The sequence below is a fragment of the Neolewinella marina genome, assembly GCF_002631205.1.
Taxonomy (GTDB): domain Bacteria; phylum Bacteroidota; class Bacteroidia; order Chitinophagales; family Saprospiraceae; genus Neolewinella; species Neolewinella marina.
In genome coordinates this window covers 830,703-854,433 of sequence record NZ_PDLO01000001.1, presented here as the reverse complement: position 1 = coordinate 854,433, position 23,731 = coordinate 830,703, and the positions used below count along the sequence as shown (strand labels likewise).

Below are 23,731 nucleotides of genomic sequence, written 5' to 3'. Positions count from 1 at the left end.
TTTTACGGCCCGCTGTTCCGGATTTCGTAACCGGTTGCAGGTAATTTGGCAGGCACTAATGAACTGACCCTTAGGTGGATGAAAAGTGCACCGAAAACTTCCAAAACTGGCCGCCACGAAAAAAAAATTGCCCGGGGAGCAATTTTTTTTTGGCCCTTTTAAGTGTCAAAAGAGCCCCTTTTTCAACTTTTCGTCTTTTTGACCATAACCGCCGGAAGCCGCATCAATACTGACTTTTTAGCCATTAGGCTAGAAGGGTGTATCGACATCAATAATTTGGGTATTAGGTGTAGGTACGAGATAAAGGATGATGGATTTTGTTGTCCGAGCAATTAATTTGGGGCACCCGGAATCCGGCCGGGGCGACATTTCGTACCTCTCTCGTATTCCGGACATGAACACCTCAGTGCAAACCAACCGCCGCGCGTTTCGCGGCGGCATTGTTGAACGCGTTACAAATCCATAAAACCGTACTAATGCTACGACCTTTACTCTCTCCGCGGCGCGGCTTACTGGCAGCCACCGTCGCTTTTTCCGCTCTCCTCTCTGCCCAGCCTCAGTCCCAACCATTACCCGCTAAATACCAAGAGCTTCAGGCCCGCCCGGAAGTCGCAGAGATGGTCATGAGCGAGGAGCGGCAGACGCCGGCCCTCGTGCGGTTCACCCCGGAAGTCCGCCAGGCCCAGCGGGCGTCCAAGGAGGTGATCGCCGACCTTTTCCAGCTGGATGACCAGGGGATCACCACTACCCTGGACCACACCACCCGCGACAAGTCCGGCCTGGTAGTCGAGCGCTACCAGCAGTACTACCGTGGGGTGAAGGTGGAGCACGGCCGCTACAACGCCGTCTCCAACGCCGAAGGGCTCCAGCTGGTCAGCAGCGAGCACTACGAGCTGGACCCCTCCGTCAAGGTGCAGCCCACCCTGAGCCGCGACGCGGCCCTGCAGCGCGCCCTCGACTTCGTGGGTGCCAAGCAGTACGCCTGGGAATACATCGAAGACCAGTACGTCCGCCTGGCGTGGTCCCGCGATTTCCTGGCCCACGTACAACGGGAACTCGAAGAGGTCCGCCCCGGCGGTGAGCTCGTCATCGTCGACGACTACGGTACCGAAGCTGCCGATCCGGACCTGGCGTGGAAGTTCAACGTGTACGCCAGTGAGCCCCTCAGCCGCGCCTGGATCTACGTGAACGCCCACAGCGGCAAGGTCATGTTGAAGAATCCCATCATCAAGCATGCCTCTGACCCCGTCACCGTGGAAACCCGTTACGCCGGCCAGCGCACCATCATGGTGGACCGTCAGACCCGGCTCACGGACCCCCACAGCGGACTGCCCCTCACCGACAGCCGCACCAACCTGCCCGCCACCGGTCCGCTCTACGTCCTGCGCGACGACACCCGTGGCAACGGCCTGGAGACCTACGACCTGAACGGTCAGGGCGGCATCCCCCTGAGCATCGCCGCCCTCTACGCCCAGGGCAAGGCCTTCACCGACGACGACCTCAACTGGACCGTCGCCGAGCACCGCCGCGGCGGAGAATTCAACGAGGCCGAAAACGACGACATCGCCTGGGACGCCCACTGGGGTACCCAGATGGTCTACGATTACTGGCTGGACGTCCACGGTCGCCGCAGCTACGACGACAACGACATTGCCATCAAGAGCTTCCTCCACTACGGGGTGGCCTACGACAACGCCTTCTGGAACGGCTCGGCCATGACCTACGGCGACGGTAGCTACCAGGGCGGACTGAACCCCGACGGCACCTTCGCCCCCCTCATGAGCCTCGACGTCTGCGGCCACGAGATCGGCCACGCCGTCTGCAGCAGCACCAGCGACCTGGTCTACGCCAAGGAGTCCGGCGCCATGAACGAAGGCTTTTCCGACATCTGGGGCGCGGCCATCGAAGCCTACGTAGCCCGTGCCGTGGACCCCTCCCTGGCCGACATTATGGCCCCCTGGGGCATCGGCGAGCAGATCGACGAGCGCGACGGTGGCGTACAGTACCCCGAAAGCGGCTGGCGCGCCCTCCGCTACATGGACGAGCCCAATAAAGCCGGTGACCCCGACACCTACGGTGGTGCCTTCTGGGTGAGCCAGGACTGTTCGCCCACCCTGGCCAACGACCAGTGTGGCGTGCACACCAACTCCGGCGTCCTCAACAAGTGGTTCTACCTGCTCACCGAAGGTGAGGACGGCACCAACGACAACGGCGACGCCTACAGCGTCAACGGCCTTGGCTTCGAGGTTTCCGAGCGCATCGCCTACGGTACCCTCCTGCTGCTGACCCCCAACGCCACCTTCGCCGAGGCCCGCGCGGCCTCCATCGCCTTCGTGCGCAGCATGAACGAAGCCGGCGGCGGCAGCTGTGGCAACTACGAGGAGCAACTCACCAACGCCTGGTACGGAGTAGGAGTCGGCGACGCCTTCAACTGCGCCCAGGTAGCCTCCTTCGTCGAGCCCGTTTCCTTCGTCAGCGAGCGCATCACCGACGCCAGCGGCTGCTACGTTGGAAAAATTATTGAAGTACCCGCCGCAGTAGTAAACGACGGATTCGTGCGCCTCGGCGGCACCGCCAAGGAAGGTGTCGACTACCAGGTGCTGAACAAGGTCTTCCACACCCGTGGCAAGGACTTCGCCGTCCACACTTTCCAGGTCGAGATTTACGACGACGGATTTATCGAGGGCGACGAAACCATCATCATGAGTCTCGGTCAGGGTAGCCCCCACCAGATCACCATTCTCGACGATGAGGTTCCCCTGACCATCGGTAACGGTACCGAGGTCCTGCTGGAAAACAACATGCGCAACTCCAGCTTGCCCGCCGGATGGTCCACTACCTCCTTCATCGACAACGGTGCCAATGGATGGTACAGCTCCGTCGTACACGGTGCCCTCGTTAGCCCCGCCGTCCTCGGCGGCGTAGCCCCCACGCCCACCTATACCGGTAACGACCTGACCGGCGACGACTTTGTGCTCTCTTCTCCCCGTATCGACGCCCGCGGCCTGCATACCGTACAGGTGAGCTTCGACTGGAAAGCCGGTGGAGAAACCGACGTGCCCACCGGCATCTCCGGCCTGCAGCCCGTAGCCGTCCCCCTCGATTACGGCAACCTGGCCTACTCCTTTGACGGGGAGCACTGGAACGACTTCCGGGACTTCGACCCCTTCGTCGGCGCGGCCGGCACCATCGCCACCGGTTCCTTTGATGACGCCGTCCTGCCCGATTTCCTGGAAGGCACAACCTTCTTCCTCGGCTGGCGCTGGCGCAATGACGCCCTGCTGAATACCGCCTACAGCTTCAGCTTCGAGAACGTAAAGGTTACGGCCAAGCACCTCGGCATCGCCACCAAGGTTACCTCGGCCGAGCGCCGGACGCGCGGCAACGAAAGCGTCTACTACCTCACCAACGGAGGCAAGGAAGTGATCGCCGGATTCGAAAGCCGCAGTGCCCACATCTTCGGGTGTACAACCATGAAGCTCCTCACGGAGGGCAGTGGCAAGAACCGTTGCTCGGGTGGCATCTTCCTGGACAAAACCTATAAGCTCGAAGCCACCAACTTCAAGAAGGACCGGCCGATCACCGTCCGCTTCTTTCTGACCAACGAGGAGATCGAGAACTTCGAACAGGTCTCCGGTAAGTCGCGCCACGAACTGTCGGTCTACCACAGCACCTCCTACGTCTGCACGCCCGGCACCAAGGCCGAGAAAGCAGCCCTCACCTACATCCAGGAGTTCGACGGCGGTATCGCCTTCGTAGCCGAGATGAAGAGCGGTGGCCAGTACTTCTCGATCGGCGCCGAGGACAACAGCCTGCCCTTCCTGCAGGCCCGTACCGACGGCAGCCCCGCTGCGGCATCTTCCTACCCGAATCCGTTCACGAATGAACTGACCGTCATGGCTCCCGGCGACAACCCCGCCGGTACCGTGCGCCTGTTCAGCCTGACCGGACAACTGGTGAAGGAGGCCGTAGTGACCGGACAGCGGACTACCGTATCCGTCAGCGACCTGCCCACTGGCGCTTACCTGCTCCGCCTGCTGCTCGACAGTGGTGAGCACCACGAGGAGCGCGTCGTCAAGCATTAAACAGCGATTCCCGAATCGGGACATCCTACCGTTATCACGGCATGTTTACCGCCCCTGCAGTTGCAGGGGCGGTTTTTTTATGGCTGGTGGGGAATGGCCCGCTCGGTCAGCATCACGAAGTCCGCTACGCTCACCTGCTCCGGCCGGCGTTCAAACAGGGGGAGGTCGGCCATGACCTCGGCCGGGAAGATCGATTTCAGGCTGTTCCTGAGCATCTTCCGCCGCTGGCCGAAGGCGCTCTTCACCACGTGCTTGAACAGCCCATAGTGGGCATCCGGAATCAGGGGCGTTTCCCGCCGGACGAGTCGGATGACGGCGCTCTCCACCTTCGGGGGCGGAGAGAAGTTGCCGCGGCTTACGTTGAAGACCAGGGCGGGGGCGTAGCGCGACTGCACCAGGACGCCGATGACCCCGTACACCTTGCTGCCGTGGTCGCTGATGACGCGGTCGGCCACCTCCTTCTGGAACATGCCCACCATCTCGGGGATCAGCTGGTAATTGTCGAGCAGCTTGATCAGGATCTGGCTGCTGATGTTGTAGGGGAAGTTCCCCACCAGGCCGAAGGGATGGCCGGAGAAGGTGGTTTCCAGGGGCAGCCGCAGGAAATCACCCTCCAGGATGTCGGGCGAGAGTTCCGGGTAGTGCGTCCGCAGGTAGTGGACCATGTCCTGGTCGGCCTCCGATACCTTAAGATGAAAATCGTCCCGCCGGTCCAGCAGGTGCTTTGTCAGCATGCCCTGTCCGGGGCCCACCTCCAGCACGTGTTTGTACTGATCGGTGAGCTCCAGCGCCTGGGCGATCTGCCGGGCGTAGTGCTCGTTGGTAAGGAAATGTTGACCGTAGGATTTTTTGGCGCGCATAGGCGCGAAGATACACCAGGTCGATCAGCGTTGGGGGCCTTCGCCCGCGAGCCGGCGGAAGGCCAGCCAGGCCATCAGGGCGCTCCCGGTGGTCAGGCAGTCCTCGTCTACGTCGAAGGTGTCGGTGTGCACCGGGGAGGGGCTGCCCACGCCGAGGCGGTAGAAGCAGGCCGGCAGGTGGTGGGTGTAGAAGGCAAAGTCTTCCCCCGTCATCCGGATGGGCAGGTCGACCACCCGGTCCGCGCCGAGCAGCTCGCGGGCGGCGTCCCGGGCCCAGTGGGTGAGGGGCTCATCGTTCTTCAGCAAGGGGTAGCCGTGGCGGATCTCCAGTTCCGCCCGCGCGCCCAGGGCGCTGGCGATCCCTTCCGCGGTGCGCCGCAGCCGCTGGTGCAGCTCCCGGCGCCAGTCCTCGTCCAGGGTACGCAGGGTGCCTTCGAGGTGGACGGCGTTGGGGATGACGTTGGTGGCCCCCCCGGCGCTGGCAATCTTGCCGAAGGTGAGGACCACCGGCAGGGTAGGGTCGCTCTCGCGGCTGACGAGCTGCTGGAGGGCGGTGATGACCTGGGCCGTGACCACGATGGGGTCGGTGGCCTGGTGGGGCATGGCCCCGTGGCCGCCCCGCCCGTGGATGGTGAGGAATAGCTCATCCGTGCTGGCCATGTAGATGCCCGGCCGGAACCCCACCGAGCCGGCCGGCAGGGGCGGGTGGACGTGCTGGCCGAAAAGGGCCTGGGGCACGGGATCCTTCAGGGCCCCGTCGCGGATCATCAGCGTGGCCCCGCCCGGCAGTTGTTCCTCCCCCGGCTGGAAGAGCAGGCGGACCGTGCCGGGCAGTTCCGCCCGCAGCTCATTCAGGATGCGGGCCGTACCCAGTAGGCTGGCGGTATGTACGTCGTGGCCGCAGGCGTGCATTACCCCTTCGCGCGTTGAGCGGTAGTCTACGGTGTTGGCTTCCTGGATCGGCAGGGCGTCCAGGTCGGCCCGCAGGGCGATGGTGGGGCCGGCCCCGCCGCGGATTTCCGCCACCAGCCCCGTGCCGGCAAGGCGGCGGTAGGGGATGGACAGCTCATCCAGCCGGTCGGCCACGTAGGCCACCGTTTCGTGTTCCTCGAAGCTCAGTTCGGGGTGGGCGTGCAGGTGGCGGCGGTCGGCAACCGTGGCGGGGGTATGGTTTTCGGCCAGGGCGCGGACGCGGGTGCGGAGGTCTTTCATCAAAGGCAAAGATAGAAGGTTCCGCCAGGGAGGATCAGGACTCGCCCTGCTGCTCCTTGCGGAAGGTGTTGACCATCTGGTGGGCCAGCCGGGTCGGTTCCGGCAGCTTGTACCGGCCCAGGCAGTGACGGGCAATGTCGAGGGCCCCATCGAGGTCCAGCAGGTGGCCCGGCGAGATGAATAACGGATTGGTGCGAGGCTTGGACCGCAGGGCATAGCCAACGGCCTCCCCCCGGTCCTGGATCAGGCTGGTGGCCCCGGACTCCGGCCCGAGGGTGGGGTAGCTGCCCGTGAGGATCTTTTTGGCGCAACCCAGGGTGGGCGAACCGGTGGCCAGCCCGAAGTGGGTGGCGATGCCCATGCGCCGGGGGTGGGCGATGCCGTGACCGTCGACCATGGTCACGTTGGGCTTTTCCTTCAGTTGTTCCCAGGCACGCAGCAGGGTAGGGATCTCCCGGAACGACAGAAGGCCGGGGATGTAGGGAAAGGAGACCGTCTCGGTGTAGTAGGCGGTATCCACCACTTCCAGGCTTTCGTAGTCGAGTACCACAATGGCCGCATAGAAGACGTCGGAGTAGAGATTGAAGGAAATGTCGGCCCCCGCAATCCGCCGGATGGGGCCGGGGAGGGGTTGCAGGATGATCCTTTCGCGCAGCTCCCGCTGCAGTTGAATGGCCTCGGTGGGCGACAGTTTCCAGGGGTGGTCGATGGCTTCGGGCACGGTAGCGAGGTTACGGTACGGTGATGCGGGTGATCCGGCTGCCGGGCACCAGGCGGTCCACGACGGACTGCCCTTCGATGACCTCGGCGAAAATGGTGAACCTGCCGTCCAGGTGGGGCGTCGGCCGGTGGGTGATGAAAAACTGCACCCCCTCGGTGTCCTTGCCGGCGCTGGCCATGCCTACCAGGCCGGCGCGGTCCCAGTGCAGCATCGGGGTTTCGGTGCGCACGATGAAGTCCTCGGAGCCAAAACCGTCGCCCCGCGGTCCCCCGCCCTGGGCCACGAAATTGGGGACGACGCGGTGGAAGACTTTGCCATCGTAGTATCCCTCACGGACCAACCGCAGGAAACTGGAAACGGTTGCCGGGGCCGCCGCCGGCCAGAGCCGCAGACGAATGGCCCCCTCGGCGGTTTCGATGCGTACGACGGGCGGGGTAGCGGTGGTGACTAGGCTCCAGTCGATCGGGTGGGCCTTGCCGGACGCCAGGGCGGGTTCGGGGACTTCGCTCTGCAGCAGGGCGTTGCGGGCCCCCAGCACCGCCCGGTAAGTCTCGATCTGCCGGGGGAGCTCCAGGTCATCCAGTGCGGTATCCAGCCAGCCGAAGTCGGCGTAGGCCGAGCGGTAGGTGTCCGCCCGGTTGGTCAGGGCCTGCCCCGCGTGGTAGGCGGGTCCGGCCTCGCCCGCCTCGATGATGCGGCGCAGTTGCTCGGCGATTTCCAGGCGGACGCGGCGGCTGCTCCAGCGGAAGAATTGGTCAAAATCTTCCCGCTCCACGATCGCCTGCAGGGTTTCGGCGGCGGCGGTGCGCAGGACGGGGGATTCGCTGCCCACGTAGTGGTTGTAGATCTCCCGGTAGAGCCAGGGGAATTCCCCGAGCGCCCGCAGGATATCCGCCTTCACGTAGGGGTCCGCTTCGGTCTGGTAGGCCCGCCGTAACCCCTCGGCGATCCGGTCGCGGTAGTCGGTCAGGAAGGGGGAGAGGTGGCGGTTGGCGGCGCGGTAGAGCAGGGGGTACAGTTGGTGGGGTAGTCCGCTCTCGGCCAGCTGGAGGTAGAGGGGGGCATCAGGGGTCACTCCGTGGCGGATCAGGTATTCGGCGGCCGTGCGGGCCACGAGGGGGTGGCGGTCCCGCAGGGCTTCGATTACCGATTCTCGGACGGCGGCGTATTCAAAGCCTTCGAAGGCCCTGAGTACTTCCACCCGCGTGCGCCAGTCGGCGCTGGTCTCGAAGTAGCGCAGCAGGGAAACCCGGGCCGGCAGCAGTCCGCTGCGGCCCAGGGTACGGATGATTCCCATGGAGACCACCGGGTCCTTCTCCCGCCGCAGTTGTTCGTGCAGCTTCCGCTCGGCGGCGGTATCCACCGGGAATTCGATGCGGTAGAGGTAGTGGGCGGCCGGGTGGCGCACCGCCGCGGGGGCCGTCCGGTCGAGCAGGGTGTTCACCATCACGGCGTCGGAAGCCGGGGAGCGGTTGCCGTTCAGTCCGGCGTAGTACAGCCCCCAGGCCCGGCCGGCCATCAGGGCGGTATCCCGCATGGTGTAGGTGGTGATGCCAGTGAGCAGGTTTACCGTGGTGCTGTCGCCGGTACGGCCGGCCGCCTCGAGGACGGCCGCGTTGAAGGTCGGGTACTTTCCCGTGCGGTCGAAGCTGGCGGTAAGCCAGGCGGCCGCCTCCGGGCGGCCCGTCTGCCCCAGGGCGTAGGCGGCCTGGGTGCGTACCGCGGCGTTGGGGTCGCGGAGGGTGGCTCCCAGGGAATCCACGGCACCCGCGGACAGCGCCGGAAAACTGGCCAGCCCCTGGGCCGCCAGGTAGCGCAGGCGGGCTTCGGGGTGGGCCAGGTAGGCCAGCAGGCTGTCTTCCGCCCGTTCGTTCTGCAGCTCGTACACCCGCTGCACGAGGGAGTCGGTCAGCTCGGCGACGACCACCGCCGATTCCTCCTCCTCGTCGGCGGGAGGGATACAGGCCAGGAGCAGGGCCCAGAGCAACAAAACGGCGGCCAATCGGTACGGCATGGGGTAAAGGTAACGCAGCAGAAGGCAGAGGATGTAGCGTTCGCTGCCTACCTTTGCACCGCCGGATCGCCGGGCGGGCCGGGACGATACCATCCGCCCGGCAATCCGGCCTCCCACGCCCGGTTTCCAAGAACCGGGCCGCCCAACTCCGAACAAGCTCTAACTCATGATCCAACGCATCCAGACTGTTTTTCTCGCCCTCGGTGCCATCACCTCCTTTGGCCTCTTTGGCACGGATGCCGCCGAAACCGAAGTGGCGGTACCCGGCAGCGAGGTTTTTGCGGATGCCCAGTACGACGTCTACGACAGCCTGCTGCTCACCGGCGGCGTCCTGGCGGCCGGATTGCTCCTCTTCATCGCGATTTTCCTGTTCACCAACCGCCGGCTGCAGGTGGTGCTGTGCAACGTGGCCCTGATCATCACCCTGGCCTACGCCGCCTACGGCGGGGTGCTGTGGTACACCGATTCGGCCGCCGCCCAGTCGCAGGTAGATTTCGGCGCCCTGCTGCCGATCCTGACGATGCTCTTTGCCGCCCTGGCCGCCCGCTACGTGCGCAAGGACGAAAAGCTGGTGCGCAGCGCCGACCGGCTGCGGTAATTCCTTAACTTACAGGTGTACACACACTCACCGTAGCCCTCCCGGCTACACAACGCTACACCTATGTTTCAGGAGTTCAAGGCCTTCATCATGAAGGGCAACGTGCTCGAACTCGCCACGGCGGTCATCATTGCCGGCGCCTTCGGAGCCATCGTCACCTCATTCACCAACGACATCCTGATGCCCCCCATCGGGCAGCTGCTGGGCGGGGTGGATTTCTCGGAGCTGGCGATTCCCCTTTCGGAAACCGTCTACGACGCCGATGGCAACGTGGTGGAAGAAGGGGCGGCCATCCGCTACGGCATCTTCATCCAGCGCATCATCGACTTCATCATCATTGCCTTCGCCATCTTCCTGCTGATCCGCAGCTACAACCGCATGACGGAGAAGCCCAAGCCCGCGGCCGCCCCCGCGCCGCCTCCGGGCCCCACGGAGAAGGACATCCTGATCGAAATCCGCGACCAGCTGGCCAAGCGGCCGCTGTAAACGAAAAAGGGCCTCTGCACTGGTGCAGAGGCCCTTTTTCTATCAGTTTTGCAGCTTGATCTCGTCGTCCTTGCTGTCGTAGAACTTGAAGGTCGTAATCGGGAAGTCGTTGTCGGACTGGATGTCCAGCCAGCGGTAATGCTTCATGTACCACTTCATCTGGGCGCTGGGCAACCCGCGCTTCAGGTAGGCCGATATATAGGGGTGGACCTTCAGCTTGAGCTTGGCCTTGGGCCGCGCTTCCATGATGAAGTTCAGGTCGCGTTCGATCTCGTCGGTCAGCAGGATGGTGGCGTTCACCTTGCCGGTGCCGTTGCAGGTCGGGCATTTCTCGGCGGTGGTGATCTTCACCTCGGGGCGCACCCGCTGGCGGGTGATCTGCATGAGGCCGAACTTGCTCAGCGGCAGGATGGTGTGCTGGGCGCGGTCGTTCTTCATGGCGTTGCGCATCGTCTGGGCGAGCTTCTTGCGGTGCTCGGCGTCGCGCATGTCGATAAAGTCGATCACGATGATGCCCCCGATGTCGCGCAGCCGCAGCTGGCGGGCGATTTCCTCGGCGGCCTCCAGGTTGATCTTCAGCACGGCCTCGGCCTGGTTCTGGCTGGGCATCTTGTTGCCGCTGTTCACGTCGATAGTGTGCATCGCCTCGGTGTGCTCGATGACGATGTAGGCACCGCTGGGCATGGTGGCCGTCTTGCCGAAGCTGCTCTTGATCTGCTTGGTCACGCCATGGGCGTCGAAGACCGGCTTGCTCGCCTTGTGGTACTGCACCAGGTTGGGGCGGTCCTTGGCGATGTCCTTCACGTAGTCCTTGATGGTCTCGTAGAGGTCCTTGTCGTCGACCACGATCTTGGTGAAGTCCGGCGTAAGCAGGTCGCGCAGCAGCCCGGTGGTCTTGTCGACCTCGCTAAGCAGTTTCGCCGGCGGGGTGGCGTTCTTGGCCCCTTCCACGATCGACTTCCACTTGTCCATGAGGGAGTTGATCTCCTCCAGCAGCTCGCCCACGCCCTTGCCTTCGGCGGCGGTGCGGACGATCACCCCGAAGTTCACCGGGCGGATGCTCTCGACGAGCAGTTGCAGGCGCTTGCGCTCCTCGCTGGTGCTGATCTTCTTGGATACGGCGACGGTCTCGCTGAAGGGGGTGATGACCAGGTAGCGACCGGGAATGGTGATCTCGCAGCTGAGGCGGGGCCCCTTGGTGCTGATCGGTTCCTTAAGCACCTGGGTCAGGACCACCTGCTTCTTGGAGAAGACCTCGTCGATCTTTCCCGTCTTGACGATCTCGGGTTCGTAGTCGACCTTTTCCAGTTTGGAGGTCGACAGCTTGCCCTTGATGGCGGCGTCGGCGTACTTCTGCAGGGTGCGCACTTTGGGGCCGAGGTCGGTGTAGTGCAGGAAGGCGTCCTTCTTGTGTCCGATATCGACGAAGGCGGCATTGAGGGGGGCGGTGACCCGCTTCACGCGGCCGAGGAACACATCCCCGACGGTGAATTGGTCGGTCGACCGCTGGCGGTGGATCTCCACCAGTTTTCCGTCTTCGAGGAGGGCTACTTCAACTTCTTTGCCCGTACTCGAGACGATCATTTCTTTTTCCACTGTACAACAGGGTTGGGTAGATACACAAATTCCCCCCGCCGTAAAAGGTAGACGGAGGGATGCTGGGTGCATCCGGTAAGCAAAAACACACCGAAAACCGGCGGCGGGCTGGCCGCGCTCGGTGCCTGTTGTCCTGCTGTACTGAGGCGAAAATCGAAACGTCGTAGGGGGGAGTCCGGGGTAAAGTCCGCCGCACGTGTTCGAACACGGCAGGTGGCGGAAGATTTCTTGGCGGTGACATCGGAGTAATTACCAGCCGATGCGACAACGAAAAAGGTGGACTGTAAACGGGGTAGGTAGACGTTGGGGCTGCGGAGTGTAGGTGGCTCGCAACGGTCTCAGAGAGAGGAACAGCGTAAGCGCCGGAACGGTAAACTGCCACACCGGTCACGACCGGGACGGCAAGCCTGCCGCCCCGGTCGGATAGGGTATGCTGCTAGTTAGTTCTAGCGGTTCTTCTTCTTGTGACGGTTCTTGCGCAGGCGCTTCTTCCGCTTGTGGGTAGCAATCTTATGACGCTTCCGCTTTTTTCCACACGGCATATTGAGTCGTTTAGGTTAAGTAAATGGGGTGATTGAGGCAATGCTCTCCCAGTAATACAATCAGGGAGGAGGATAAGTTGTCGAAAGTACCCGATGATTGGGCACTACGGCCCGCAAAGGTAGGGATATTTCCGTTAGCCGGCCGGGTCAACCATTTTCGCTCAGCAATTCGGCGCATTTGCGGGCGTAGATGTCGGCTTCGCCGGGGCGGTTCAGGTTTTCGTACACCTTGGCCAGGGGGCAGACCACGTCGCGGTTGCCGGGGTCGAGGGAGTCGGCCTTCAGCAGCCGTTCCACGGCCCGTTCGAGCTGGTTGGTGCGGATGGCCAGTTGGGCCAGGGTGATGTACACCCGGGGGTTATCGGGGTACTGCTGCTCCAGCTCCCGCAGCATGAGGATACCCTTCATGGGGTTGTCGGGGGGCGGATTGTCGGTATAGGTCACCGCCAGGTTGATGCGGTTTTCCGGGTTGTCGGGGTTCAGGCTGATGGCGGCCTGGTAGGCCTGTTCGGCCTGGGCGCCGCAGAACTGCCGGGTCTTGTCGTCGATGCCCTCCTGCCGCAGGCAGAGGCTGTAGGTGGTGGCGGTGATGGCCCAGGCTTCTTCGGTATTCCGCAGCTCGGCGATCTGCTCGGCGTAGGCACCGGAGATGGCGGGCTTGCCGGCCTGGTACCATTCCCGGGCCAGCTGCTGGAGGATTTCCACCTTGAGGCTGTCGTCTTCCTGGGCCTGAAGCTCGGATTCGAGGCCCGAAAGGGTAGCGGCCTGGGCCGGCGTGAGGTCGTCGTGGGCCTCGCGGATCAGCGACTGCACGCCGGTGGCCTGCAGGGGACCGCGGCTGAAGCCGGCCTCCATCTCCGGGGGGCGCACCGGGCAACCCCAGTACGTCAGGAGTACGAGTACGAAGGCCGCTGCGGCCGCGATCCACTGTGCTTTTCTCATCTAGTCCAGGTCACTGTCGTCTTCGTCGGGCAGGGAGGACACCTTGTCCTTGACCTGCTCCACGAAAATCTTGGCCGGCTTGAAGGCCGGGATGTAGTGTTCGGGAATTTCGATGGCCTTGTTCTTCTGGATGTGGCGGCCGATCTTCTTGGCGCGCTTCTTGACTACAAATGAACCGAAGCCCCGGATGTAGACATTCTCGCCTTCGGCGAGGCTGCCCTTCACTTCCTTGAAGAAACTTTCAAGGGAGACCAGTACATCGACTTTCGCGATGCCGGTCTTGTCGGCAATATTTGCCACTAAATCAGCTTTTCTCATTCTGGTATTTTTGATTCCGAGCGTGGGTTTTCAAAAGCGGTGCAAATATCTGCTTTTCGGTGACTTTAACCCAATGAACAACACTATTTCTTTTGTAATCAATCACTTAGATAATTATTCGGTAAAAGTTTGCCTTTCGTCCACCCCATTCCGGCCAGCGGGGCGGCAGGGGGCGAGCGGCCCCGCGATTTACCTCTATATTCGCCCCCCGTATCAACACCCTTCCCATGCTTCTTTCCATGACCGGCTACGGTCGCGCCGTCCGTACCGACGGCGGAAAAACCTATACCGCCGAGCTGCGCGCCCTGAACAGCAAGCAGTCTGACCTGCGGCTGCGCACCAACCTCAACCTCCAGGCCCACGAACTGGAACTGCGCAAGCGGGTGCTGGCCGCGGCCAAGCGCGGCAAGCTGGAAATGAACGTGGAAGTGGCCGACGAGGCCGGCACCGGCAAGGTGAAGGTCGACCTGCCCCTGCTCTCGGCCATCAGCCAGGAAGTATACTTCCGCCTCAACGACCACGGCAAGCGGCCGCTGCCGGAGCATACCATGGACGGACTGGTGCCCGCCCTGCTGCGCACCCCCGGCATCGTGGAAACCGGACTGGCCGAACTGGAAGCCAACGACTGGGCAAACCTCCAGGCCGTAGTGGAAGACTGTCTCGACCGCCTGCACGCCTACCGCAGCCAGGAGGGCGCGGCCCTCGCTGAAGACCTCGGCACCCGCGTCCGCGCCATCCTGGAACTGCTGGATCAGGTAGACGACTACGCCGACCAGCGCATCGAAGCGGTACGCAGCCGTATGGAACGCCACCTGGCCGAATACCTGGGCCGCGCCAACGTCGACAAGAACCGCTACGAGCAGGAAGTGCTCTTTTACCTGGAAAAGATGGACATCAACGAGGAAAAGGTGCGCCTGGCCCAGAACTGCGAATACTTCCTCGAAATCCTGACGAACGACGACGAGGTGAAGGGGCGCAAGCTCGCCTTCATCGGCCAGGAAATGGGCCGCGAGATCAATACCCTGGGGGCCAAGTCGTATTCGGCCGACCTGCAGAAACTGGTGGTGACCATGAAGGAACACCTCGAAATGCTGAAAGAACAACTCGCCAATGTCGCCTGAGGAGCCCGCCCACGGAAAACTGCTCATCTTCACCGCCCCCTCCGGGGCCGGAAAAACCACCTTGGTGCGTCACCTGCTGGCGCGCTTCGGGGAACTCGCCTTCTCGGTATCGGCCACCACGCGGCCGCCCCGGCCCGGGGAGCGCGACGGGATCGACTACCACTTCCTCACCCCCGAAGCCTTTCTGGCCAAGGTGGCCAACGACGAATTCGTGGAGTACGAGGAGGTCTACCCCGGCCGCTTCTACGGTACCCTCCACTCGGAGGTGCGCCGCATCTGGGCGGCCAACCGGACGGTCGTCTTCGACATCGAAGTGAAGGGCGCCACGGCCATCAAGCGACAGTACCCGGAAGGTAGCCTGGCGGTCTTCGTAGCGCCCCCCTCCCGGGAGATCCTCTTCCAGCGGCTGCGCGACCGCTCCACCGAAGACCCCGAAAGCCTGAGGGTCCGCATCGCCCGCGCCGCCGAGGAACTGGCCTACGCCGACCGCTTCGACCGGGTGCTGGTCAACGACGACCTGCAGGCCGCCCTGGCGGAAGCCGAACTCATCACCCGCGATTTCCTGAATTCCTAGAGCCGCCGTCCGCGCACCACCCGCCCCCGGGTGTCCTCCTCGCGGATTCGCTTCAGCGGGATGAGCAGGCTGGCAAAGGCGTCGGCGCTCGATACCCGCCATTCCCGGCCGGCGTAGGTGACCGTACCGCTGTTGCGGTCCCAGTTGCTGGCCAGCAGGCTGTACCGCCCCCCGTTCTTCGGGTTGGGGCCGAAGAGCAGGAAATTCCCGTCGTCTTCCTCGAAGGAAATGGCGATGCGCTGCTCCTTCGGACTGAAGGTGAACACCCCCGGCGTATTGCGGCGGAAAACCACCTGCTCCACCTCGCGGCCGTTGATCACCTGCACCGACCCGTTGCGGATGCGGGAGTTGCCGCTGCGCAGCTCGCGCTGCAGCACCACGTCTTCCGAAAGGTAAAACTGGATGCGGCGGAGGTCTTCTTCCTGCCATTGCTGTTCTTCCTGGAGCGACTGGGTATAGGGCCGCAGCCGGGGTCCGCAACCGGTGAGAAAACCAAGGGCGAGGAGCAGCAGGGGGAGGGTACGGAGCATCGGGCGGGTGGGTGGTTGGTCTGCCAATAGTACGGGAAGGGCGCGGCCGCGGGTGCCCGGGAACCGGGGTTTAATCCAAGTTTAACGCCGGTTCTGGAAAAAGCCCGTCATCAGCTCGGCGCACTCATCGTGGAGAATGCCGAATTCGAGCTTCGTCTTGGGGTGGAGGAGCTCCCGCCCGAAGCGCATGAAGCCCCGCTTGTCGTCGCTGGCGCCGTAGACGATGCGGGCGGCCTGGGCCCAGGCCAGGGCACCGGCGCACATGGGGCAGGGCTCCAGGGTCACGTAGAGGGTACAGCCGTGGAGGTACTTGTCGCCCAGGTGGTTCGCCGCGGCGGTCAGGGCGATGATCTCGGCGTGGGCGGTTACGTCGCTCAGCCGCTCGGTTTCGTTGTGGCCGCGGGCGATGATGCGGCCGTTGGACACCACCACCGCGCCGACGGGGATCTCACCCATGGCCGCGGCCAGGCGGGCCTGTACCAGGGCCTGCCGCATGTAGTAAGCGTCGTCGTACACCTCAAGCATCCAGCACTTCTTCTACGAGGTAATAGTTGCGGTCGGGGTTGGAGCGGGCCACCAGCTCGGCCAGGAAGCCGGTAACGAACAGAATGGTACCCATCACCATGGTGGTTAGGCTGATGTAAAACCAGGGGTTGTCGGTCACCAGCGTCTTGGGCATGTTGTTGGCCAGGGCGTACACCTTGGTCGTGCCGATCACCACCGAGGAGGTGAAGCCGATCAGGAACATCAGGGTGCCCAGGGTGCCGAAGAGGTGCATGGGGCGCTTGCCGAACTTGCCCACGAACATTAGCGAGAGCAGGTCGAGGAAGCCGGTCACCAGCCGGGAAAGCCCGAACTTGGAGTAGCCGTACTTGCGGGGGCGGTGCTCGACGACCTTCTCGCCGATCTTGCGGAAGCCGGCCCACTTGGCCAGCAGGGGCAGGTGGCGGTGCATGTCGCCGTAGACCTCGATGGACTTCACCACGTTGCGGCGGTAGCTCTTCAGCCCGCAGTTGAAATCGTGCAGTTTGATGCCGCTGACCAGCCGGGTCACGAGGTTGAAGAAGCGGGAAGGGATGGTTTTGCCGATGGGGTCCTTGCGCTCCTTCTTCCAGCCCGACACCACGTCGTAGCCTTCCTCGACGATCATGCGGTAGAGGGCCGGGATTTCGTCGGGGCTGTCCTGGAGGTCGGCGTCCAGGGTGACGATCACGTCGCCGGTGGCGTGCTGGAAGCCGACATTCAGGGCGGGGCTCTTGCCGTAGTTGCGCTGGAACTTGATGCCCTTCAGGCAGGGGTTGGCGGTGGTGAGCTCCCGTACTACCGCCCAGCTGTCGTCGGTGCTGCCGTCGTCCACGAGCCAGACTTCGTAGGCGTAACCGTTGGCCTGCATCACGCGGTCGATCCAGGCGGTGAGTTCCCGCAGGGATTCTTCCTCGTTATACAGGGGGACAACTATGCTGATGTCCATAAACGGTCGTGGTTTACGGTACCCAGGATGCGTCCGGGCAGGGAGTGTCCGAGGAGGGGGTGGTTAGTGGTCTTGCCGGGCAGGTCCGCGGTGGTGAAAGTGGAGGTACCTTCGGTGGTAAACAGCGTCAGGCGGGCCGGGGCGTCCACTTCGATGTGGAGGGGTTCCAGCCCCAGCAGGCGGCGCGGGCCGGCGGTGAGGGCGGCCACTACGGCGTTTAGCTTCTCGGGGGTGTCGGTCCACTGGAGTTGCTGGCGGAAGGCGGTTTCCAGGCCCAGGGCGCCGAAGGAAGCGTAGCTAAATTCCAGGTCTTTCTCTTCCCGGTGGCGGGCCCGGTGGTGGCTGACGATGGCGGCAATGCTGCCGTCGAGGATGCCGCGGCGCAGGGCGTCGCGGTCTTCCTCCGCCCGCAGGGGGGGCAGGATCTTGAAGTTCGGGTCGAAGGAGGCCAGGTCCGCATCCGTAAAGGTGAGGTGGTGGGCACCAACGGTACAGCCCACCAGTCCGCGTTCGTTTCCGATGCCGAAGCGCCGCAGCAGCTCCAGTCCGGTAGCCGAGCTCAGCAGGTGGGCGATCAGCCGCCCGCCGGTGTACTCCAGGATGGTCAGGTTGCGCCGCAGGGGGATAGTTTCGGCCATGGTGGGGATACCGCGCAGCCCCAGCTGGACGCTGACGGAGCCTTCGTGCATCTGCCCTTCCTCGGCCAGCTCGGGGTCGTAGGGGGTATCCAGGATCACGCCGCCGAAGGAGCGGGCGTACTCCAGTCCCCGCTTCAGCAAACTGCCGGAGGTGGTGCGCCCGGGGCCGTCGGTGAAAGCCAGGGCCCCGGCAGTGTTGAGCTCCATCATTTCGGTCAGGTCGCGGCCGGCCGTTTCCCGGCTCAGGGCGGCCAGGGGCAGCAGGTCCACGGCGCCCTGTCGGTTGTGGCTGCTGAGGTAGGCCATGTCGGCCACCGTCTGCCGGACGGGGTCGGTGTTGGGCAGTACGGCCACGGATACGTAGCCGCCGGCCCGGGCCGAGGCCACCAGGCTGCGGACGTCCTCCCGCTCCTCGTGACCGGGGTCGCCGAGGTAGGCGCCGATGTCCACGAAACCGGGAGACAGGCGGGCGTTTTCAAAGGCGACGACCTCCTCGTCTGCCCGGGCTTCGAGGTACTCGGCCAGTTCGCTAATCACCCCGCCGGTAACGCGCACGTCGCGGGTTTGCCCGTGGTGGGAACTGGAGGGGTCGGTGATCAGGACGGAACGGAGCAGCATAGGCGGGCAAAGGTATCAAAGCGGGGCGATATGTGGGCCGCTGGAGCCTAGACCTTCCAGAAGCGCAGCAGGAGGACTTCGGCCAGTAGAAATAGCAGGGCGGCCCAGATGAAGTACCGCCAGAGAGGCTGGCCTTCGTTGCGGCTGCGCACGGCCTCCACCAGCGCGGCCTGGCTGTCGGCCTCCAGCAGGGTGGTGTTGGGGATGGCCCGGAGGTCTTCTTCCGTGGCGTAGCTCAGGTCGGATTCGGTCCGGTCGTAGTTGAAGGCGAAGGACTCTACGACCTCATCGTTGATGAGCAGCTCGTAGATGCCGGCCTCGGGCACCTGCCCGCCCAGCCCCAGGGCCACGCGGTTGCCGATGGTGCGCTGTTCGGGGATGAACTCTCCGCCCGGGCCGCGCAGCTTGTAAACGATGTCGCCGGAAGCCTGCCGGCGGCTGGTTTCGATCACCTCGTCGCGCCCGATGGTGTAGGCCGCGGGCCGGCGGCGGCCGCTGCTGATGCCCATCTTGTAGAGCATCGGGATGAAGATCTCGGCGTTGAGCGACAGGTTGTTGGTGGCCGTGGACAGGGGGGCGGCGCTCAGGTAGAGGTTGCCCTCCCCGACGGGGTAGTGGGCCAGGGCGGTGCTGCCGTCGCGGTAGGTCAGCAGGGCCTGCTGAGCGCGGCTGCCGTAGCGGGTCAGGGGGAAGTTGCCCTGGGTGGTCGGCAGGTTCAGGGCCGCGCGGCGGTTGCGGAATACCTCGCGGAAAACGAAGGCTTCCTCGTTCAGGCCGCTGACCTCCCGGACCTGTTCCTGGTAGTCCTGCAATTCATCCGCCGGAATCGACTGCAGGAAGGCGTTGTAGCTGCCCAGGTCAGCGTTCCGGGGAGGGAAGACCAGCAGGTTGCCCCCGTCGCGGACGTACTGCCGCAGTTGTTCCCCGAGGCCGCTGCTGATGGCGGGCAGTTCGGTCAGGATTACCAAGCCGTAGTTGCCCAGGCTGCCGTAGTCGATCCGCTGGGCCGCCACCCGGGTAGGCTCGAAGACCCCCAGCCGGAGGGCGGCTGAGAGGTTGCGGTCGTAGGCTTCGTCGGCGTTGATGTTGAGCACCCTCACCCGGTCCGTGGTGCGGAAGGCCAGGTGGTAAGTGTCGTCGAACTCCACCGGGAAGTCGGTGATGTTCAGTCGCGCGGTGCCCGATCCCCCCTGGGTGATGTTCAGGAAGACGCTGTCGATCACCGCGCCCCGGGGCGGCAGGCTCAGCGTACCCACGGGTTTGGTTTGCCCGTCGTAAGTGAGGCTCAGCCGCACGTTATCCAGGGTCACATCGCTGAAGTTGCGGATGCGGACCAGCAGCAGGTTGTTCTGGTTGAGCTGGGGCACGGGGGCGTCGAACCACACCGAGTCGATCGCCAGGTTGCGCTCCTGCACGGCCTGCAGGGGCAGCAGGTGGACATCGAGGCTGGTGTCGGAGGGGGCCAGGTCGGTGATGTTGCGCTGGAAGTCGGAGATCAGGTACACCTGGCGGTGATCGACGTTCTCGGTGCCGAAGGCGGCCACCTGCCGGTCGAGGACGCGAGAAAGCAACCGGCTCTCGGGGCCGATCCGGATGGCCTCGAGGGCGTCCAGGGCTTCCTGCTGGCCCACCAGCCGCTGGGCGCTGCCGCTGAAGGCGTTGGTGATAACCTGGTAACGGTCCTCCACCCCGTAGGCGGTCACCAGGTCCCGGGCCCGGTCCTTGGCCACCTGCAACAGGGGAGCCCGGTCGCCTTCGGCGGCCATGCTGAAGCTGTTGTCCACGAAGATGCTCACCGCCTTGCGCCCGCGCAGTACCCCCTCCGCGGCCGGCAGGAAGGGCTGGGCGAAGGCCACCACCAGCGCGGCCACCGCCAGGCACCGCATCAGCAGCACCAGCAGGTTGCGCAGCCGGCTGCGCATGCTGGTTTCCTCCTTCACCTCCCGCAGGAAGCGGACGTTGCTGAAGTACACCTTGCGAAACCTCCGGAAATAGAACAGGTGGATGATCACCGGAACGGCGATCAGCCCGAGGGCCCAGAGGAAGGAAGGGTAAAGGAAAGCCATATGCTGGGGGTGGTGTTGCCGGGCGCCCGCGCTAGATCATCGACTCCGGTTTCACCCAGGCGTCGAATTCTTCCGCGGTCAGGTAGCCCAGTTCCAACGCCGCGGCCTTCAGGGTGGTGTCCTCTGCGTAGGCTTTCTTGGCGATGGTCGCGGCCTTGTCGTAGCCGATTTTGGTATTCAGGGCGGTCACAAGCATCAGGCTGTTGTTGAGGTGCTCGGTGATCCGGTTGCGGTTCGGCTCGATGCCCACGGCGCAGTTGGTGTCAAAACTCCGGGCGGCGTCGCCGATGAGGCGGGCGCTGACCAGGAAGTTGTAGATCATCATCGGCTTGAAGACATTCAGCTCGAAGTGGCCGTTCATGCCGCCAACGTTGATGGCCACGTCGTTGCCCATCACCTGGGCCATGGCCATTGTGAGGGCTTCGCTCTGGGTGGGGTTCACCTTGCCGGGCATGATGCTGCTGCCGGGCTCGTTGGCCGGGATGATGATCTCCCCGATGCCGGAGCGGGGGCCGCTCGAAAGCATGCGCACGTCGTTGGCGATCTTGAACAGGCTGGCGGCCAGGGTTTTCAGGGCGCCGTGGGCCTCCACGATGGCGTCGTGGGCGGCCAGGGCCTCGAATTTGTTCTCCGCCGTGCGGAACGGCAGTCCGGTCAATTCCGCAATCTCACCGGCTACGTGCTCGGCGTAACCCTCGGGGGCGTTCAGCCCCGTACCCACGGCCGTGCCGCCCAGGGCCAGTTCGGCTAGGTGGTCCAGGGTGTTGCGCACGGCCTTCAGGCCGTGGTCGAGCTGGCTGACGTAGCCGCTGAACTCCTGGCCCAGGGTGAGGGGGGTGGCGTCCATGAAGTGGGTGCGGCCGATCTTGACCACGTCCTCCATTTCCGCGGCCTTGGCCTTCAGGGTGTCGCGCAGCTGCTCCACGCCGGGCAGGGTGTTCTCTACCAGGATCTGGTAGGCGGCGATGTGCATGGCGGTGGGGAAGGTGTCGTTGCTCGACTGGCTCTTGTTCACGTCGTCGTTGGGGTGGAGCACCTTGTGGTCGTCGGCCAGGTCGCCGCCCTGCAGCACGTGGGCCCGGTTGGCGATCACCTCATTGACGTTCATGTTCGACTGGGTGCCCGAGCCGGTTTGCCACACGACCAGGGGGAATTCTCCGTCGAGCTGGCCGGCCAGGATCTCGTCGGCCACCCGGCCGATGAGGTCCGACTTCTCCTGCTCCAGAACGCCGAGGGCGGCGTTGGTGCGGGCGGCGGCTTTTTTCAGGATGGCGAAGGCGTGGATCACCTCCCGGGGCATCTGCTGGCCTCCGATTTCAAAGTTGGTAAAGCTGCGCTGGGTCTGGGCGCCCCAGTAGCGTTCGGCGGGTACGTCTACGTATCCGATGCTGTCTTTTTCCTGGCGGGTATTCATGAAATGATGATTTGGCAGGACGAAGGTAATTGATATTCCGGGCGTAGGCGGGCGCCGAGGCCGGGGGCTTCCGGAACGGTGACCGCGCCCCCCGGGCCGTAGGTGATTCCCCCCTCCACCACGTCCTCGGAGTGCATCAGCGGGGTGTCAAAATCGCAGTACGCCACCCGCTCGCTGCTCAGCGCCAGGTGGGCGGCGGCCGTGAAGCCGAGTCGGGACTCCAGAAAACCACCCACCTGCAGGGGCACGTCCGTAGTTTCAATGATCTTGCGGGCGGTATGGAGGCCGCCGGACTTGCTCAGCTTGATGTTGATGCGGTCCACGGCACCGATGGCCAGCAGGCGGCGGGCGTCGTGATGGTCCCAGCAGCTTTCGTCGGCCATCAGGGGGATGGGGCTGTTGCGGCGCAGTTCCGGCAGCCGCGTCCATTCGTAGCGGTCGATGGGCGCCTCGCAGTGCTGGACGTTGAAGCGGGCCAGTCCCCGCAGGGCCCGGCCGGCCTCCTCGAAGCTCCAGCCCTGGTTGGCGTCCAGCCGCAGGGGGATGTCATTGCCCACGGCCGCGACGATGGCGGCCACCCGCTCGATGTCGGCCTCGGCCCCGTCGCCGAGCTTGATCTTGATCACGGGGAAGCCGCGCGCCACAATGTCCCGGGCGTCCTCGGCCATGTCCGCGGGGGTGCCCAGGCTTACCGTATAGTCGGTGTACAGGGTGCGGTTGGTGGCCCCGCCGAGATAGCGGAAAAGGGGGAGGCCGGCGGCCTGGGCGGCAATGTCGTGGAGGGCCAGGTCGAAGGCCGACTTCAGGGCGTGGTTGCCGTGGAGGGCGCGGGCCATCAGGGCGGTGTACGCTGGTGCCGCGTCCGCCCGTAAGCCCAGCAGCCGCTGGCCAAGGTCGCGGCCGATGGCCAGGGCGCCGGCCAGGGTTTCCCCGTGGATGGTGGCGAAGGGACTGGCTTCCCCCCAGCCCTCGTGGCCGGAATCGGTGCGGATGCGCACGAAGAGGTTCTCGGCGTGGGTCAGGGGGCCCAGGGAGATGACGAAGGGCTTCCGCAGGGGCAGGCGGACGGGGAACAGGGTGATTTCTCTAATCTGCATACCGGGTTTGGAATGGGGCGGTCGCGAAGGTAAGTGCTGTGACCGCCCCCGGCTCCCGGCATTATTGTACTTTCGCGGCACCCGCTGCCGAGCCGTGCGGAACGCCTGAAGCCCGTATGAACACCCTGTCGCCGAATTTCCGCAACGTAATTGTCATTGGCGCTTCCGCCGGTGGGGTAGAGGCGTTGGTGGAGGTGGTCCGTAACCTGCCCCCGGACCTGCCCGCGGCCGTCTTCGTGGTGCAACATCTGCCGGCCCGGGCCAAGAGCAACCTGCCTTCCATTCTGCAATCGTATACCGGGATGGTCGTCCGGGAAGCCACCGATGGTGACCCCGTCCAAGCGGGCACCATCTACCTGGCCCGCCCCGACCGCCACCTCCTGGTGGAGGGCGACCGGGTGGGGGTAGCCCCCGGACCGCCGGAAAATCGCTTCCGCCCGGCGGTCGACGTGCTGTTCCGCTCGGCGGCCTACACCTACCGCGAGCGGGTCATCGGCGTCGTGCTGACGGGCGCGCTGAGCGATGGCACCAGCGGCATGTGGATGGTGAAACGCTGCGGGGGATTGGCCATTGTTCAGGACCCCGAGGAGGCCAGCTTTCCAGATATGCCATTAGGCGTGATGCAGTATACGGAGGTGGATCACGTCAGTCCGCTCGGGCAACTGGGGGGGCTGCTGGGGACATTGGTGCGGCAGCCGCTGGTGGAAGCCCGCGATATTTAATAACTAACGAAATATCATAAATTTATCTCCGCTTTCGTATCGCATAGGATAGATCTGCTTATTTGGGAAAATACATAATGTGTATTTAGTTAAAATATAGCGCATT

The 23,731-nt window shown here is 64.1% G+C and carries 20 protein-coding genes; 6 read left to right on the top strand and 14 right to left on the bottom strand.

The genetic code is table 11. The features are described 5' to 3' along the window. The first annotated feature begins 476 nt into the window (after positions 1-476). On the top strand, positions 477-4,085 hold the full coding sequence (locus CGL56_RS03480; RefSeq protein WP_099105094.1) for a M4 family metallopeptidase: 3,609 nt from the start codon (positions 477-479) through the stop codon (positions 4,083-4,085). A 77-nt stretch (positions 4,086-4,162) separates the two neighbouring features. Here the strand turns inward: CGL56_RS03480 and rsmA are convergent, their stop codons facing one another. From rsmA to CGL56_RS03460, 4 genes are read right to left on the bottom strand one after another with little or no spacing between them, the layout of a single operon-like run. Next, complete coding sequence (gene rsmA, locus CGL56_RS03475; RefSeq protein ID WP_099105093.1) at positions 4,163-4,945, bottom strand: 16S rRNA (adenine(1518)-N(6)/adenine(1519)-N(6))-dimethyltransferase RsmA; 783 nt, start codon at positions 4,943-4,945, stop codon at positions 4,163-4,165. A 24-nt stretch (positions 4,946-4,969) separates the two neighbouring features. Further along, entirely contained in the window at positions 4,970-6,157 is a 1,188-nt protein-coding gene (locus CGL56_RS03470; RefSeq protein WP_099105092.1) for a M20 metallopeptidase family protein, read from the bottom strand. A 34-nt stretch (positions 6,158-6,191) separates the two neighbouring features. Continuing rightward, positions 6,192-6,878, bottom strand: a complete 687-nt coding sequence (gene nfi, locus CGL56_RS03465) for a deoxyribonuclease V (RefSeq protein WP_099105091.1) — start codon at positions 6,876-6,878, stop codon at positions 6,192-6,194. Between the two features lie 10 nt (positions 6,879-6,888). Continuing rightward, positions 6,889-8,892, bottom strand: coding sequence for a peptidylprolyl isomerase (locus CGL56_RS03460; protein WP_167641503.1), 2,004 nt, complete (start codon positions 8,890-8,892; stop codon positions 6,889-6,891). A 166-nt stretch (positions 8,893-9,058) separates the two neighbouring features. Here CGL56_RS03460 and CGL56_RS03455 point away from each other — a divergent pair, with 166 nt between their 5' ends. After that, entirely contained in the window at positions 9,059-9,490 is a 432-nt protein-coding gene (locus tag CGL56_RS03455; protein ID WP_099105089.1) for a DUF4293 domain-containing protein, read from the top strand. A gap of 63 nt (positions 9,491-9,553) precedes the next feature. Further along, a complete protein-coding gene (gene mscL, locus CGL56_RS03450; RefSeq protein WP_099105088.1) occupies positions 9,554-9,976 on the top strand; it encodes a large-conductance mechanosensitive channel protein MscL in 423 nt (140 codons plus the stop codon). Positions 9,977-10,018: 42 nt separating this feature from the next. Here the strand turns inward: mscL and CGL56_RS03445 are convergent, their stop codons facing one another. The 3 genes from CGL56_RS03445 to CGL56_RS03435 all read right to left on the bottom strand — a co-directional run bounded on the left by CGL56_RS03445 (position 10,019) and on the right by CGL56_RS03435 (position 13,374). After that, the gene (locus CGL56_RS03445; RefSeq protein WP_099105087.1) at positions 10,019-11,572 is read right to left on the bottom strand and encodes an Rne/Rng family ribonuclease; all 1,554 of its coding nucleotides are present in this window, start codon (positions 11,570-11,572) and stop codon (positions 10,019-10,021) included. Between the two features lie 689 nt (positions 11,573-12,261). Then, positions 12,262-13,056, bottom strand: a complete 795-nt coding sequence (locus CGL56_RS03440) for a tetratricopeptide repeat protein (protein ID WP_099105086.1) — start codon at positions 13,054-13,056, stop codon at positions 12,262-12,264. Next, a complete protein-coding gene (locus CGL56_RS03435) occupies positions 13,057-13,374 on the bottom strand; it encodes an HU family DNA-binding protein (RefSeq protein WP_099105085.1) in 318 nt (105 codons plus the stop codon). 227 nt (positions 13,375-13,601) lie between these two features. On the opposite strand from CGL56_RS03435, the gene CGL56_RS03430 reads away from it, so the two are divergent. Both CGL56_RS03430 and gmk read left to right on the top strand, forming a co-directional pair. Continuing rightward, positions 13,602-14,495, top strand: a complete 894-nt coding sequence (locus tag CGL56_RS03430) for a YicC family protein (protein ID WP_099105084.1) — start codon at positions 13,602-13,604, stop codon at positions 14,493-14,495. Beyond that, positions 14,485-15,069 carry a guanylate kinase gene (gene gmk / locus CGL56_RS03425; protein WP_099105083.1) on the top strand — a complete coding sequence of 195 codons (585 nt, stop codon included), beginning with the start codon at positions 14,485-14,487 and terminating at the stop codon, positions 15,067-15,069. The genes CGL56_RS03430 and gmk overlap by 11 nt, the downstream gene beginning before the upstream one ends. On the opposite strand, the gene CGL56_RS03420 is transcribed toward gmk, so the two are convergent. The 7 genes from CGL56_RS03420 to CGL56_RS03390 all read right to left on the bottom strand — a co-directional run bounded on the left by CGL56_RS03420 (position 15,066) and on the right by CGL56_RS03390 (position 22,903). Continuing rightward, entirely contained in the window at positions 15,066-15,599 is a 534-nt protein-coding gene (locus CGL56_RS03420) for a hypothetical protein (RefSeq protein ID WP_099105082.1), read from the bottom strand. The genes gmk and CGL56_RS03420 overlap by 4 nt on opposite strands. Positions 15,600-15,680: 81 nt before the next feature. Next, positions 15,681-16,124, bottom strand: a complete 444-nt coding sequence (locus CGL56_RS03415; RefSeq protein WP_099105081.1) for a nucleoside deaminase — start codon at positions 16,122-16,124, stop codon at positions 15,681-15,683. Further along, a complete protein-coding gene (locus CGL56_RS03410; RefSeq protein ID WP_099105080.1) occupies positions 16,117-17,070 on the bottom strand; it encodes a glycosyltransferase family 2 protein in 954 nt (317 codons plus the stop codon). Before CGL56_RS03410 ends, CGL56_RS03415 begins: the two co-directional genes overlap by 8 nt. Further along, positions 17,055-18,326 carry a dihydroorotase gene (locus CGL56_RS03405; RefSeq protein ID WP_099105079.1) on the bottom strand — a complete coding sequence of 424 codons (1,272 nt, stop codon included), beginning with the start codon at positions 18,324-18,326 and terminating at the stop codon, positions 17,055-17,057. The genes CGL56_RS03410 and CGL56_RS03405 overlap by 16 nt, the downstream gene beginning before the upstream one ends. 47 nt (positions 18,327-18,373) lie before the next feature. Beyond that, positions 18,374-20,392: a vWA domain-containing protein gene (locus tag CGL56_RS03400; protein WP_099105078.1), complete on the bottom strand. Its 2,019-nt coding sequence runs from the start codon at positions 20,390-20,392 to the stop codon at positions 18,374-18,376. Positions 20,393-20,423: 31 nt separating this feature from the next. Continuing rightward, the gene (gene fumC / locus CGL56_RS03395; protein WP_099105077.1) at positions 20,424-21,806 is read right to left on the bottom strand and encodes a class II fumarate hydratase; all 1,383 of its coding nucleotides are present in this window, start codon (positions 21,804-21,806) and stop codon (positions 20,424-20,426) included. Further along, complete coding sequence (locus CGL56_RS03390; RefSeq protein WP_099105076.1) at positions 21,803-22,903, bottom strand: mandelate racemase/muconate lactonizing enzyme family protein; 1,101 nt, start codon at positions 22,901-22,903, stop codon at positions 21,803-21,805. Before CGL56_RS03390 ends, fumC begins: the two co-directional genes overlap by 4 nt. Positions 22,904-23,019: 116 nt before the next feature. Here CGL56_RS03390 and CGL56_RS03385 point away from each other — a divergent pair, with 116 nt between their 5' ends. Then, entirely contained in the window at positions 23,020-23,625 is a 606-nt protein-coding gene (locus CGL56_RS03385) for a chemotaxis protein CheB (protein WP_099105075.1), read from the top strand. Positions 23,626-23,731 lie beyond the last annotated feature (106 nt).